Genomic DNA, 14,261 nt, shown 5'->3' with positions numbered 1-14,261 from the left:
TTTTAAATTAACGGTAATTTCACTGTAAATAAACTTCCTTTACCTTTTTCACTTTCAACATGAACAGTACCATGATGGCTGTCTATAATCTCCTTAACATAAGCCAGTCCTAAACCATGACCTTTTACGTTATGTATATTTCCTTTATGTTCTCTGTAAAATTTATCAAAAACATATTTCTGAGCATTTCTACTCATTCCAATACCTTCATCTTTTATCTTAAAGATAAAGTATTTATTTGTACTCTCAGTATAAACATCAATTTTTGGGCTTTCATTAGAGTATTTTATGGCGTTTTCTAACATATTAACTATAATGTTAATTATATGAAACTGGTTACCAAGTACTTCAGTTGATATAGCTTTGAAATGAGATGTTACACTTCCTTTTTTATCGTCTACTAATAATTGAATGTGTTCAATAGCTTCTTCTATAGTGTCGTGCATATCGATAGCATCCTTACTAATTTCTATCTGATTTTTCTCTAATCTAGAAATTCGCAATACATTTTCTACCTGACCGTGCATACGTTTGTTTTCTTCACGTATCATTTGCACATAACGCTTTACTTTAGTCTCGTCTGATATTATTTTCGGATTTTTAATAGCATCTAAAGCTAGGTTTATAGTCGCAATAGGTGTTTTAAACTCATGTGTCATGTTGTTTATGAAATCTGTTTTTATCTCAGAAATCTTTTTTTGACGAACTAATTGATATAATGATGTTGAAAAAGCAGCAATAATTATACCAATAAATAATAAAGATAAGCCTAGAATTTTCATCATTCCTGATAAAAGATTTTTACGCTCATCAGGAAATTTTACATACAGTTTGTATTCACTATTACCATTGTCATCTGCAAATAAACTATGATATGCATCATTTGGTTGAATATTAAAGTAACCAGATTTTAATTGTGTAGCTAAACCATCTTCATATACACAGTATTTAAAATCTTGGTTAATATTCATTTTGCTTAACTCTTCTCTTATAGTATTGTTAAGTTGTATGTTGCTTATTCGCTCGTTAATAGGGTAAATTTTGTTGCGTTGAAGAAGCATATCTTCAGTTAATCTTCTATTAAATTTCGGATATGTTTTTACGGTCGAAAAACTGTTTTCTTCAATAAAAGAGTTAAAATCTTTATTGGTAGATTTAATTACTTGCGATGAATAAAAATCTTGTTTACCGGTATAGCGTTTAAAAACTATAGAATCGTTGTTTACAAAATCACTTGGCATCTTTATGCTCTCAGCTAAAAGAGTAGTACCAAATGTAAATTTTCTTTTATTAGTTGTGTCTATCTGTTGAAATAAATAAGTGTCTATTTCAGCTTTAGAAACAAACTTTCTGTCATTAAGAAACTCCTGATTGTTTTGTACAAATTCAGAGTACTCACTATCCTTAATCCTTTCAGATGTTTTTGCTAATGCAATTTTAATGTTATTGTCAAATTGTTGTTGTTTACTCTTTATAGAATCCTTAATCCAATATACTTGAACAGCGATAATACCTATTAAAGAAATGCTCATTAATACAACAATAAGAATAAAAATTTTCTTACCCATTATTCAAAAATAAATCAATAAAACGAAGGAGTGTTTGCTTTTAACTTAGATTAACAAAGTTACTGAAAAATTAAGATGATTTTAACAAAAAAAAGTAAAAACACGTAAGTTACTTGATGATTTTTGTTAAAATATTATGAATATTTAATATTTGCTCTTCGGTTTTGGTAAAAGTGATATTTTCAATTACATAATGAGATTGCAATGTTTTTTTTGATTGATTCCATTGACTTTTAATCCTACTTTTTACAGCGTCTATAGTAGTTTTATCTCTTTCTAAAACACGTTGAATTCTAGTTTTTTCAGGAGCCGTAACAGTAATTATTTTATTGCAAAAAGCATTGCTTCCATTTTCAAATAAAATTGCATTTTCATATAAAATATAATCTTTATGAATATTTTTAAGGATAAAGTCTTGTAAATGTTGGTTAACAACTGGGTGCACAATAGCATTTAAAACATTTAACTTTTGCGTGTCTTTAAAAACAATATTAGCTAAATAAGGTCTATTAAGGTTGTTGTTTATGTATACATCTTTACCGAACTCAGCAATTAATTGCGTTTTAATCTCAATAGAAGAGTTCATTAATTTTTTTGCTTCATCATCTGCAATATAAATAGCAATGTTTTTAAATTTAGAAAACATTTTTATAACAGTCGATTTTCCGCTGCCAATACCGCCTGTTATACCTATTACCATTATTTATGTATTAAAAAGTCTATTTTTTCAGGAACTATTCTAACGACAGTAACCGAATCTGGAAGCTTAATTAATTTGGGAGCTAAATAGGTAGCTTGATTGTTTTTTACCTGATTATAATCACATTCTATTCTAAATAAACTAGCATCTACTTTATTAAAGTTTTTTAAGCCTACTTTGTATATGATCTTTACTTTTTTAGGGAAAATATTTATTTCTTTAGGAGCATTTTTTATTGAAATAGGAACTTCAACTTCTCCTTCTGTAAATTTATCAACAAAAATGCTTATTTGAGCAGATGTAATATCTATTTTAATGTTTGGCTGAATATTTATTGATGCGTTAATTTTAATGCTTTTAGAAACATTGTCTAAATTTATCGGCGCTAAATCTAGAGAGGATATTTTCTTTAATAAAGACTGTTCACCTGAAATTAAAACGGTATTAGGTTGTACACTTATGGGAGATGATAAATCATGACCAAGCTTAAAATTTATATCTAAATTGGTTATTAAAGGAACTTCTTTAGAATGTAAAGTTCCAATTTTTAAAGGAATAGTATCTTTTTGAATGCTAACTAATTTGATGCCATTTTTTAACTGATTTTGTACCTCAGATTGTAGTTTTTTAGTGTAAAAATAGTAATCAGTATCTTTTTTTTTGCTTATTAGTTTTAAATCTAGTGCTATTTTATCATTAGAAAAACTAGTAGAAATCAATTTAAAACCACTTCCTTTTATAAGTAAAGGAATTTTTTTAATAGGAGTGTCAATAATTGTTTTTTCGATAGATAAATTAGTATACACCGTGTCAATAGCTATCTCAACAGTGTATTCTTTCGATAGATTTATTAATAGCCAAAAGAGAATAGAGGCTAATAAAAAACCGAAAAAAGCTTTAGGTATGTTAAAAATGTCTTTCAAAGTTTATAAATATTATGCAATCTACATAAAAAACAAAAAAGAGCGCTAATTAGCGCTCTTTTTTATAATAAATACATTAATTACTTTTTAACTTCTGTATTGTATTTTTTGCTTAATTCCATTGAAATAGCAGATCGTTCAAATTTAATTTTCCCAGCACCTGTTTCAATAGTAATAGTATTATCGTTATCGTTGATTTCAACAATTTTACCATGAATTCCACTACTTGTAATTACTTTACTTCCTTTTTGAACTGTTGATTGAAATTTCTTTTCATTTTTTTGACGCTTCATTTGCGGGCGAATAATCAAAAAATAAAAAACACCAATCATGGCAACAAAAGGAAGCATATTCATAATACTTTCTTGTGTACTTGCTTGTAAAAAAATAGATGCAAACATTATATCGCTTTGTTTTTAGGAGTTACCATACCAGAAATCTTTAAGATTTCTCTACCTTTTACAGTATTTGTAGTTAATGTTATAGATTTAGATTGTCTGTTAGGTTTACCGTTTGTGTTAAAACTTACTTGTATTTCACCTGTTTCTCCAGGAGCAATAGCTTCCTTAGGCCAAACTGGTACAGTACATCCACAACTTGCTTGTGCATTTGTAATAACTAAATCTCCTTTACCTGTATTTGTTACAGTAAAAGAAGTTTTAACAACATCTCCTTCTTTCACAGTTCCGAAATTATATTCTTGTTTGTCAAAAGATATAGAAGCTGCGCCAGCATTAATAGAAACATCTCTTTTCTCAGCGTTTTCTACGTTTTCTTTTTTTACTTTAGATGATGCATTTCCTTGCCCACAAGAAACTAATATTCCTGTTGAAAGAACAAATGCAATTGCTACTGCTATTTTCTTCATTTTAATATATTTTAATTTATTTGTAAAAATAATAATTTTATAATAATCCTCTACCAATTTTAACCATCTTCTCAGAAGCAAGGTAATCTTTAGATAATTTATCTAAAACACCATTGATAAAATAACCACTTTTGTTTGTCGAATAATCTTTGGCAAGTTCTATGTACTCGTTTATACTAACTCTTGTAGGTATTGAGGGGAAATGTAAAAATTCGGTAATCGACATTTTAATAATAATCATATCGATATCCGCAATTCTATCTGCTTCCCAATTCGGAGTTTTATCTATAATATCTTCTTGATATTTATGTTGATGTAATACCGTTTTAGTAAATAAGTTAGATACAAACTGCTTGTCTTCACTATCTTTATATAAGCTTCCTAAAATAAAAGGGTTATGAGCTTTTTGTTTATTTAACGATTTTACTATCCAGGTGTTTACAAAAGGAATATCATCTACCCACGAAATCATCTTATCTTCAAAATAATCTGCTAATTTTTCATTAGGCGCAATTATTTCTTTAAAAAATTCGATAATAAAATTTTTGTCTGTAGCGTATGAATCATCAGCTGTAATCATGTATTTTTTATATAAATCACTTTCTAGTAATTCATCTAAAATAATACGAACATATTCATTGTCAAATTCCCAATAATTAAGGTTGTTAAGTTCAACATAACCCTCTAAACTTACACTTTCGTTAAGTAAGTTGATAACTTTATTGTTAACAAACTTAGTGTTAGGGTTTAAGTCTTCTTTGGTGACAAGAATTTTCTTTTTAGAAAGTTCTATTCTTTTATGAGCTAATTTCTGAACTTCAACTAACAGTTGGAGGTTAAGAACATATAAATCATACATTTTTTGAATACTGTTTTGCAAGAATTTTTCTTCCTTTACAATATTATCACTTTGCGATTGCTGCATTGCATAAACCGACTGCATTACCTTAACTCGAATATGTCTTCTGTTAATCATTTTAAAGAACTTTAAAAAAAAGAGCGATAGAAAATATTTCTAACGCTCTGCAAAAATAAAACTTTTTTGTTTTTTATCTAGCTATTTTGCTCTTTTTTACGAGCATCAATTCTTGCTTGTGCAATATTAAAAGCAGCTTGGTGTGTTGTAATACTTTCTTTATCGGCTAAATTGAAAATATCTAAGGTAGTATTGTAGATGTTTTCAGTTCTTTTTAAGCTTTCAGCCTTGTCGTAACCAGCAACTTCTGCATATACATTTATAATTCCACCAGCGTTAATTAAGAAATCAGGTGCGTAAGCAATTCCTTTTTCTCTTAATAATTTACCGTGTTTTAACTCATTTTCTAATTGATTATTTGCAGCACCTGCTATAACTTTCGCTTTTAACTGAGCAATACTTGCGTCGTTTATTGTTGCGCCTAAAGCACATGGAGCATAAATATCTACATCTAACCCGTAAATATCATTTCCTAAAACTACGTTTGCACCGTATTTTTTACTTAGTTCTTCTAAACGAGCTTCGTTTATATCATTTAAGATAACTTTAGCTCCTTCATCAGTAATATGTTTTACTAAAGTTTCACCAACATGACCAATTCCTTGTACTAAAATTTTCTTACCTTCTAAATTATCTGTACCAAAACGATATTTAGCAGCAGCTTTCATTCCCATGTAAACACCATAAGCAGTTACAGGAGATGGATTTCCAGATCCTCCAATTGCTTCAGAAACACCAGTTACGTGAGGTGTAACTTCACGAATAACATCCATGTCGCGAGTTTCCATACCAATGTCTTCGGCAGTAATATAACGTCCACTTAAAGAGTTTACATACTCTCCGAATTTACGCATTAAAGCATCGTTTTTTTGAGTTTTGGCATCACCAATAATTACAGCTTTACCACCACCAAGATTTAATCCTGTAATAGCAGATTTGTAAGTCATTCCGCGAGACAAACGTAATACGTCGTTAAGAGCCTCCCATTCATTATTATATTGCCACATTCTAGTACCACCTAAAGCAGGTCCTAAAGTTGTGTTATGAATACCAATTATTGCTTTTAAACCTGTATCTTCGTCATTGCAAAAAACGATTTGTTCGTGATTGTCAAAAGATAACTGACCAAATACTGGGTCATTCTTAAGGTCTTTAGTATCAATGATTTCTGATGTCATTTTTGTTTTTTTTTAATTTGAGGTTGTTTTAATAATCTCTAAAATTCGAGGGCAAAAATAAGAAATCGTTAAAACATAAGCAAAAAAAGAGACCTAAATTATGTTATCTTTAACGAAAAAGCGTTTTGAGCCTTAATTTTTAACAAAAAACATATTTAAATTGAAATCATTACAATATCTTAATAAGTACTTTATTAAATACAAATGGAGATTATTATTAGGAGTATTAATTACAGTATTAGCAAAAATTTTAACGCTTAAAATTCCCGATTTTGTTGGTGATTCCTTAAATGTTGTTGAAGATTATCAGTTAGGTAAAGTAACAGATTTATCAGAAGTAAAAACCGTTTTACTACATAATATATTACTTATAATAGGAGTAACTTTATTAGGAGGTTTTTTTACTTTTTTAATGAGACAAACAATTATTGTAATGTCGAGAATGATTGAGTTTGATCTTAAGAATGAGATTTATCAGCAATACCAACGCTTATCTAACAATTTTTATAAAAAGAACAGAACGGGCGATTTAATGAATCGTATTAGTGAAGATGTATCTAAGGTTCGTATGTATTTCGGACCTGCAATTATGTATTCTTTAAACATGTTGGTATCTCTAGCAATTGGGTTTTCTCAGATGTATGCCATTTCACCAAAGCTTACATTATATACCATGATTCCGTTTCCTATTTTATCGGTTTCTATTTTTGTGTTAAGTAGGCAAATAAATAAACGTAGTACAATTGTTCAGCAATACTTATCAAAATTAACAACATTTAATCAAGAGTTTTTTTCGGGAATTAATGTTGTGAAATCCTATGCGATAGAAGAAGAGGTAATTGCATCGTTTGATGAAATAGCAGATCAAAGTAAAGAAAAAAACATAGAGCTATATAAAATTCAGGCTTTATTTTTTCCACTAATGATTTTATTAATAGGCCTTAGTAATATTATAGTACTGTATATAGGAGGTAAACAATACATTGCAGGTGAAATTCAACTAGGAGCCATTGGGGCATTTGTAATGTATGTAAATATTCTTACTTGGCCTGTAGCAGTAGTTGGTTGGGTAACTTCTATGGTGCAACAAGCAGAAGCTTCGCAACAAAGAATTAATGAATTCTTAGAAGAGATTCCTGAAATTGTAAATACTACAGATGTAACGACTGAGGTTGCAGGAGAAATTGAATTTAAAAATGTGTCTTTAACGTATGAAGATACCAATATTACTGCTTTAAATAAAGTGAACCTGGTAATTAAAAAAGGAGAAACTTTAGCTGTTTTAGGTAAAACAGGAAGTGGAAAAACAACAATAATTAATTTAATTTCTCGTTTGTATGATGTAAGTGAGGGAGCAGTTTTAATTGACGGGATAAATATTAAGGAGTGCAATTTATATGATGTAAGAAGGCAAATTGGTTTTGTGCCACAAGATCCGTTTTTGTTTTCTGATACGATTCAGAATAATATAAAGTTCGGAAAAGAAGACGCTACAGAAGAAGAAATTATAGCCGCAGCAAAAAATGCGGTGATTCATGATAATATAGTCGATTTTAAAGAGGGTTATAAAACTATTTTAGGAGAACGAGGCGTTACTTTATCGGGAGGGCAAAAGCAGCGAACTTCTATTGCAAGAGCTATTATAAAGAATCCTAAAATTTTAATTTTTGATGATTGTTTATCCGCAGTCGATACAGAAACAGAAGAGCAAATTCTATTTAATTTAGAAAAAGTATCGAGCGATAAAACCACAATTATTATTAGCCACAGAGTTTCATCAGCAAAAAATGCCGATAAAATTATTATTTTAGATGAAGGTAAGATTATTCAGCAAGGTGTTCATAATCAATTAATAGAAACAGCAGGTTATTATAAAGAGCTTTACGAACAGCAACTTTTAGAAAAAGAAATGTAAGGTTTCGTATTGCCAAGTCAATTATTTTGTTAGATTTGTTGAGCAATTTTAAGTAAACAATTATTATTTAAGAAACGAATTATGAGTGAGAGAGAGAGAGTAGAGCAAGAAGAAATTTTTTCACAAGTTTTAAGAGCTGGAAGAAGAACCTATTTTTTTGATGTAAGATCTACAAAAGCAGATGACTATTACTTAACGGTAACAGAGAGTAAAAAATTCACCCATGATGATGGTTCTTTTCATTATCAAAAGCATAAAATTTACTTATATAAAGAAGATTTTTCTGACTTTAAAGAGATGCTAAATAAAGCGACAGATTTTATTGTAAACGAAAAAGGATCTGAAGTAATAAGTGAACGTCACCAAAAAGATTACAAAAAAGAAGAAGAAACAACAGGAGAAGAGCAGGAGGTAGCTTCAGCAGAAAGTTTTACAGACGTTTCTTTCGATGATATTTAAGCAGAAGATAACTGAAGTAAAAACTTAAATACAAAACGTATTTCGTATTTAAGTTAGCGCTAAAAAAATCAATTCAAATTCAATTTACACATAAGAGCACTAACTGTTAAAAGTTGGTGCTTTTTATTTTTATGAATATTAATAGAATGTAAATAAAACTGCTTTGTATTTTGAATAAAAAAATAAAAGTATATAGGCTCGAGTGATTTTGAGCTGTTAAAAATTGTATCGAGAACTCTTTTAAATCTTATTTTTGATATAAATTTCACTGATTTTAATCGTGAAATTTACTCGAATTCAGAATATTTTGTCAAAACACACAGCTCGTTAAAGAATAAAAATTATAAGATTTTTTTCATTGTTTTTGTTTTCGCAACAGTCTCTTTCCATTCACTTTTAGGCTTGCTTTCTTTGGTGATTCCACCACCAACAAAGATAAAAGCTGAACTATTTTTAATTTCCATACACCTAAGGTTTACAAAAAGCTCAGAAGTGTTTTTGTTATCAATTTTTAAATTCAATTCGCCTAAAAAACCAGTGTAATAACTTCTGTTATAATTTTCGTTTTTTAAAATGAATTCTTTAGCGTTTTCTAAAGGTAATCCGCAAACAGCCGGTGTTGGATGTAGTTTTTTTATTAAAGTCGAATTTTCTGAATTCATTTCTCCAGAAATTAAGGTTCTTAAGTGTAATAAACTCCCAGCTTTTATAGTTTCTACAGTTCCTTTTGCTGTTTTATTGCAAATATTTAAAAGTTTATCTGTTAAATAATCGGTTACAAATTGTTGCTCTTCAATTTCTTTTGGAGGCCAAAAAACATTGGTTGTGCCATTAAAAACTTGTGTTCCTGCTAAAGACATTGTTTTAAAATTATTGTCTTTAATTTGTACTAAAGTTTCTGGCGTTGCACCTAACCACATTCCAACTTTCGGATGAAACCATATATAAGTGAATGCATTTGAGTAGTTTGCCAGAAGCTTTTTAAATGTTTTAATAGCGTTAAAATCGGTAAGTTTTACTTCTTCTTTTCTTGACAAGACAACTTTTTTAAATTGATTTTCATCAATTGCTTTAACTCCTTTTTCAACTAAATGAATATGTGATTTTTCTGAAGAATAATCAGGGTCAAAATTATGTTCATCTATTATATCAATCTTAAATGAGGCTTCTTCTTCCTGAAAAAGAGAATGTTCTTTAGGAAGTAAAACAGCAGTATTTTTATCATCAAAAGGTGCAAATATAAAACCACTTTCGGTATACTCTTTCGAAGTATATAGATTTTCGTTTTTTTGAAACCATCCTTTTAATAATCTAGCATTTGGTTTTCGATAAACGACAAAAGGGAGCTTGCTTTCGAGAGCTTTTTCTATGCTTAAAAATATAGTCAATCTAATTGATTTAGTAATTGTTGTTTATTTTTTTTAAAGTTGCTCCATATTAATCCATGGCCAGCATTATCAATAGTAGTTAATTCGAACTGCTCTATAGGAAATTGATTTTGTAAGAATAAAGAGTTTTCATAAGGAACAATCCAATCATTGGTTCCGTGAATACTTAAAATCTTATTAGGAGACGATTTCCAGTTGTTTTCAAAATGCTGTAAATCTTTTTTATGTGATATTTTCTCTTTAGAAGCCTCTTTCCAAATATCAGGAATCAACCAACGCGTTAGGTTCCATTTGTATAAATTAATAGCCCAAGGCATCGGTTCTACTTTACTATAAACTGCAGGAGCTAGTAAAATAACTTTCTTTACCTCTTTTTTTACAGCTAAAGCAATTGGCCCGCCATAAGAATAGCCTACTAAAATTGTTTTTTTAGGATGTAAGTTTTCAATAATATCATGTAGCATATCACGCTCAAAAGCAATACTTTTTTGTACCGAATTGGTATCTTTATAATTGTAACCAATTCTGTCATAAGAAACCATATTTGTTTTAGTTAACAGCAAACTATCAGTCATATACTCAATAAAATCGGTAGATGAACCAATGGTTCCATGAACAAAAACCAATGTAGGCAATGTAGTGTCTTTTTGTATGGTTAGTTTTCTGAATTTAGAAGAAGCGAATGTTTCGTGTGTTACTGTAGGTTTTATACTACTATTAATAAACTTACTAATTACTTTTTTGTCAGGTTTTGGTGCAGAGAAACTAGAGAATAAGAAATATATAATTATAAGCGCTAAAAATAAAAATAGCGCTATAATTTTAAAAATTTTCTTAAATAATTTCATTTACTTCTTATCTAAAACAATGTTGGTTATTTTGCATAAAGAAATCAAATTATCCTCTTCATCAACAATTTTAACTTCCCATAAATGAGTAGTTCTTCCTTGGTGAATTGCTGTCGCAGTGGCAAAAACTTCTCCTTCTTTTTTACTTTTTAGATGATTAATACTCAGTTCAATCCCTTTTACGATTTTACTTTTATCATTTAAGAAAAAAGCAGAAGCAGAACTACCAACAGTTTCGGCTAAAGCTGCTGTAGCACCGCCGTGTAAAATTCCATAAGGTTGGTGTACTTTTGAATTTACAGGCATTTTTGCAGTTAAAAAATCAGCACCAACATCAACGAACTCAATTTTAAGAGTTTCCATTAAAGTGTCTTTATTGTAGCCGTTAAGTATATCGAGAGATTGTTGCTTGTTCATTTTGCTATAATTTTCAGTCAAAAATACGTATTTTTGTGGCGACTAAAAATGATAGAATGTATAAAGTACGTGTAATATTAGATACCAAAAAAGATGTAATTAGAACATTAGTGGTTAATGAAGTAAAATCATTGGAAGATTTACATTTCGATATCGCTAAATCGTTTGGTTTTAACGGACAAGAAATGGCCTCTTTTTATCGTACCGATGAAGATTGGAATCAAGGTGAAGAAATTCCGTTGTTCGACATGGCAGAAGCAGGTGAAGAAACATCAATGGCTACTTGTGTTTTAAAAGAAACATTGCCTAGTATGAATGATAAACTGATATATGTATATGATTTTTTACAAATGTGGACGTTTTATGTGGAAGTTGTAGAGCAATCTGACGAACTAGTTACCGAATCTAAAATAATCTTAACGGTGGGTGAAATTCCTGATGAAGCACCTGAAAAAGAATTTACAGCCGCTGTTTCTGATGATTTAGATGACGATCTTGATGACGATTATCCTAGCTTTGAAAATATAGACGATTTCGATTTTGATAAATTTTAAGACATGGCACAATTCATAAAACTGTATAACGACAATCCGAACCCGAAAGAAATAGCTAAAATTGTAAAAGTGTTGCAAAATGGCGGTTTGGTAATTTATCCAACAGATACTGTTTATGGATTAGGCTGCGATATTACCAATACAAAAGCATTAGAAAAAATAGCAAAGATAAAAGGCGTAAAGTTAGAGAAGTCTAACTTCTCGTTTGTTTGTAACAATCTAAGTCATTTATCAGATTATGTGAAACAAATAGATACGGCTACTTATAAAATTTTAAAAAGAGCACTACCAGGACCTTATACCTTTATTTTACCAGGAAGTAACTCTTTACCAAAAGTTTTTAAGAAACGTAAAACGGTAGGTATTCGTGTGCCAGATAATAATATTGCTCGCGCAATTGTAGCCGCTTTAGGTAACCCAATAGTTTCAACTTCTATTCACGATGAAGATGAGGTTATAGAATACACTACAGATCCTGAGTTAATTTTCGAGAAATGGCAAAACATAGTTAATCTTGTTGTTGATGGTGGTTTTGGTGATAACTATGCATCAACAGTAATAGATTTAACAGATGACTACCCAGAAGTAATTCGTGAAGGAAAAGGGAGTTTAGATATTTTGTAGTTACCTTTGCTGCTTTTAAAAAAAAAAGCAAATATGAAGAGCAAAAAAATAGTAACTTTATTTTTCTTACTTATTTTATCAAGTACAATTCATTCTCAAAAATGTAAAACTAAAACAGATCCTTTTTCTGAGGAAAAAATTATTTCTTTTGATTTTAGGGGCAAAACAGTGTACTTTGAAATTAAAAAAGATAAAATATTACTTGAAATAGTTTTTAATTACCCAGGAGAAAGAACTCATAAGTTTAAAGAAGAAACAATTTTTTTGGTGAAACTTGAAAATGGAGATAAAATTAAATTAATATCTAATAGGGTTTCATTGCCTGTAATTGAAGAAGTAACATATTCAAATGATTTTTATCCATCAAGAGGCGGAGGTATGACTATATCGTCTTCAGCTAATTTTACTGCTTATTCTTTTGCTTTTTCACTTACGAAATCTGAGTTGAATAAGTTAGCTAAATCTAAAATTCAAATAATTAGAGTTCCTGAAACTGATGAAAAAAAATATATTGATATAGAGGCTAAGGGCAGAACAAAAAAGAAGATAAAAGCAATATATAAAGGAGCTAATTGTATTGTAGAAAAAATATAATATATACTTAATCAAAAAATTTAATGGTTTGAAAAATAAATTATTTCAACTCATTAAATTTTTTTCTTCCCAAAGCAAAGTATTGCCAAATAACTGAAGTGTGTAAGTTGTAATTAGCTTTTTTCTGTAATAATTTCCTTTTCCCTAAAAATTTAAAGAAGTTTGCATAAAAACTAATATGTGCTTTTAAAATAGCAAGTGTGTGTTTTGGTTTTAACTCTGTTAAGAATTTTATAGCCGCAATTCCGTCTAAAATCAAACGAGAAAAAATAACGAATAAAAACCATTTTTGCGGTACGTTCTTAACAACGTTTAGTAAACTATTTCTAAAGTTTAAGTATGTTTTTTTAGGGTTGATAGCTTCCAATGTTGCTCCACCAACATGGTAAACAGTAGAGTCACCAACATATTTAATATTAAAACCTTCATTTTGTGCACGCCAGCACAAATCTATTTCTTCTTGATGTGCAAAATAATCTTCATCAAAACCATTTAGTTTATGGTAAACCTCAGAGCGAATAAACAAACAAGCACCTGAAGCCCAAAAAGTATCAACAGTATCATTAAACTGTCCGTTGTCGGTTTCTAAATGATTAAAAATACGTCCACGACAATACGGATAGCCATATAAATCTACAAAACCACCACCAGCACCCGCATATTCAAATTTCGATTTGTCTTTAAAATCTAAAATTTTTGGTTGAATTATGGCTGTATTTAGCGCTGTTTTAAAAGTAGTTAAAATAGGTGTTAGCCAGTTTTTAGTAACTTCAATATCCGAATTTACTAAGCAATAAATATCGGCATCAATATGTTGTAAAGCATCATTATATCCTTTAGCATAACCGCCGTTAATACTGTTTTTTACAATTTTTACAGTAGGGTAGTTTTGCTTGATAAATTCAATAGAATCATCAGTAGAAGCATTGTCGGCTACATAAACTTCGGCCTCTTGTGAGCTAAAATTTACGACCGATGGTAAAAACTGTTCTAACAATTTTTTACCATTCCAATTTAATATAACGATTGCTGTTTTCAAGAGAGCGAATTTACATTTTATGTTCTTGTTTATTGTAAGAACTAGTGAAATTATTTTTTATAGAGAATAAATAAGTAAGACTTCTCGATACATTTTTTTCATTCTTCAAACTACTCGAAGTGACAGTTTATTTATATTTAATGTGTTGTCAGTTCGAGTAAAACTCCTTTTTTTAGAGTTTTGTATCGAGAACTAATCGGTGAGACTTCT

16 protein-coding genes are annotated in these 14,261 nt (G+C 29.5%); 5 read left to right on the top strand and 11 right to left on the bottom strand.

Features of this window, described 5'->3' with window-relative positions; all coding sequences use genetic code 11:
• Window positions 1–2 precede the first annotated feature (2 nt).
• The 7 genes from AC28QF_RS08190 to AC28QF_RS08160 form a co-directional block, all read right to left on the bottom strand.
• Window positions 3–1,568 carry a sensor histidine kinase gene (locus AC28QF_RS08190; RefSeq protein ID WP_488201346.1) on the bottom strand — a complete coding sequence of 522 codons (1,566 nt, stop codon included), beginning with the start codon at window positions 1,566–1,568 and terminating at the stop codon, window positions 3–5.
• A 109-nt stretch (window positions 1,569–1,677) separates the two neighbouring features.
• Complete coding sequence (coaE, locus tag AC28QF_RS08185) at window positions 1,678–2,268, bottom strand: dephospho-CoA kinase (RefSeq protein ID WP_488201347.1); 591 nt, start codon at window positions 2,266–2,268, stop codon at window positions 1,678–1,680.
• On the bottom strand, window positions 2,268–3,191 hold the full coding sequence (locus tag AC28QF_RS08180; protein WP_488201348.1) for a CdaR family protein: 924 nt from the start codon (window positions 3,189–3,191) through the stop codon (window positions 2,268–2,270). The genes coaE and AC28QF_RS08180 overlap by 1 nt, the downstream gene beginning before the upstream one ends.
• A gap of 80 nt (window positions 3,192–3,271) precedes the next feature.
• On the bottom strand, window positions 3,272–3,592 hold the full coding sequence (gene yajC / locus AC28QF_RS08175; RefSeq protein WP_275314788.1) for a preprotein translocase subunit YajC: 321 nt from the start codon (window positions 3,590–3,592) through the stop codon (window positions 3,272–3,274).
• Window positions 3,592–4,059 (bottom strand): DUF1573 domain-containing protein, encoded by a 468-nt coding sequence (locus tag AC28QF_RS08170; RefSeq protein ID WP_488201349.1) that lies wholly within the window; start codon window positions 4,057–4,059, stop codon window positions 3,592–3,594. The genes yajC and AC28QF_RS08170 overlap by 1 nt, the downstream gene beginning before the upstream one ends.
• A gap of 37 nt (window positions 4,060–4,096) precedes the next feature.
• Window positions 4,097–5,035 (bottom strand): transcription antitermination factor NusB, encoded by a 939-nt coding sequence (gene nusB, locus AC28QF_RS08165; RefSeq protein ID WP_488201350.1) that lies wholly within the window; start codon window positions 5,033–5,035, stop codon window positions 4,097–4,099.
• Window positions 5,036–5,112: 77 nt separating this feature from the next.
• On the bottom strand, window positions 5,113–6,213 hold the full coding sequence (locus AC28QF_RS08160) for a Glu/Leu/Phe/Val family dehydrogenase (RefSeq protein WP_488201351.1): 1,101 nt from the start codon (window positions 6,211–6,213) through the stop codon (window positions 5,113–5,115).
• 160 nt (window positions 6,214–6,373) lie between these two features.
• Between AC28QF_RS08160 and AC28QF_RS08155 the strand changes: the two genes are divergently transcribed.
• Together AC28QF_RS08155 and AC28QF_RS08150 are read left to right on the top strand one after the other, a co-directional pair.
• Window positions 6,374–8,128, top strand: coding sequence for an ABC transporter ATP-binding protein (locus tag AC28QF_RS08155; protein ID WP_488201352.1), 1,755 nt, complete (start codon window positions 6,374–6,376; stop codon window positions 8,126–8,128).
• An 81-nt stretch (window positions 8,129–8,209) separates the two neighbouring features.
• Window positions 8,210–8,587, top strand: coding sequence for a PUR family DNA/RNA-binding protein (locus tag AC28QF_RS08150; protein ID WP_218773036.1), 378 nt, complete (start codon window positions 8,210–8,212; stop codon window positions 8,585–8,587).
• A 341-nt stretch (window positions 8,588–8,928) separates the two neighbouring features.
• On the opposite strand, the gene AC28QF_RS08145 is transcribed toward AC28QF_RS08150, so the two are convergent.
• From AC28QF_RS08145 to AC28QF_RS08135, 3 genes are read right to left on the bottom strand one after another with little or no spacing between them, the layout of a single operon-like run.
• Window positions 8,929–9,975 (bottom strand): isochorismate synthase, encoded by a 1,047-nt coding sequence (locus AC28QF_RS08145; protein WP_488201353.1) that lies wholly within the window; start codon window positions 9,973–9,975, stop codon window positions 8,929–8,931.
• Entirely contained in the window at window positions 9,972–10,823 is an 852-nt protein-coding gene (locus AC28QF_RS08140; RefSeq protein WP_488201354.1) for an alpha/beta fold hydrolase, read from the bottom strand. Before AC28QF_RS08140 ends, AC28QF_RS08145 begins: the two co-directional genes overlap by 4 nt.
• The gene (locus AC28QF_RS08135; protein ID WP_488201355.1) at window positions 10,824–11,240 is read right to left on the bottom strand and encodes a PaaI family thioesterase; all 417 of its coding nucleotides are present in this window, start codon (window positions 11,238–11,240) and stop codon (window positions 10,824–10,826) included. It lies immediately after the preceding gene.
• A gap of 56 nt (window positions 11,241–11,296) precedes the next feature.
• On the opposite strand from AC28QF_RS08135, the gene AC28QF_RS08130 reads away from it, so the two are divergent.
• Genes AC28QF_RS08130 through AC28QF_RS08120 form a run of 3 tightly spaced genes read left to right on the top strand, consistent with a single transcriptional unit; the run spans window position 11,297 to window position 13,012 of the window.
• Complete coding sequence (locus tag AC28QF_RS08130) at window positions 11,297–11,794, top strand: IS1096 element passenger TnpR family protein (protein ID WP_488201356.1); 498 nt, start codon at window positions 11,297–11,299, stop codon at window positions 11,792–11,794.
• A gap of 3 nt (window positions 11,795–11,797) precedes the next feature.
• Entirely contained in the window at window positions 11,798–12,418 is a 621-nt protein-coding gene (locus tag AC28QF_RS08125; protein WP_488201357.1) for an L-threonylcarbamoyladenylate synthase, read from the top strand.
• Between the two features lie 33 nt (window positions 12,419–12,451).
• Complete coding sequence (locus tag AC28QF_RS08120) at window positions 12,452–13,012, top strand: hypothetical protein (RefSeq protein WP_488201358.1); 561 nt, start codon at window positions 12,452–12,454, stop codon at window positions 13,010–13,012.
• A 40-nt stretch (window positions 13,013–13,052) separates the two neighbouring features.
• On the opposite strand, the gene AC28QF_RS08115 is transcribed toward AC28QF_RS08120, so the two are convergent.
• A complete protein-coding gene (locus AC28QF_RS08115; RefSeq protein ID WP_488201359.1) occupies window positions 13,053–14,051 on the bottom strand; it encodes a glycosyltransferase family 2 protein in 999 nt (332 codons plus the stop codon).
• Window positions 14,052–14,261: the final 210 nt, after the last annotated feature.

Source organism: Tenacibaculum sp. M1.3A (assembly GCF_057732375.1).
The sequence above is the reverse complement of the archived record's forward strand: the minus strand, read 5'-3'. Positions and strand labels throughout refer to the sequence as shown.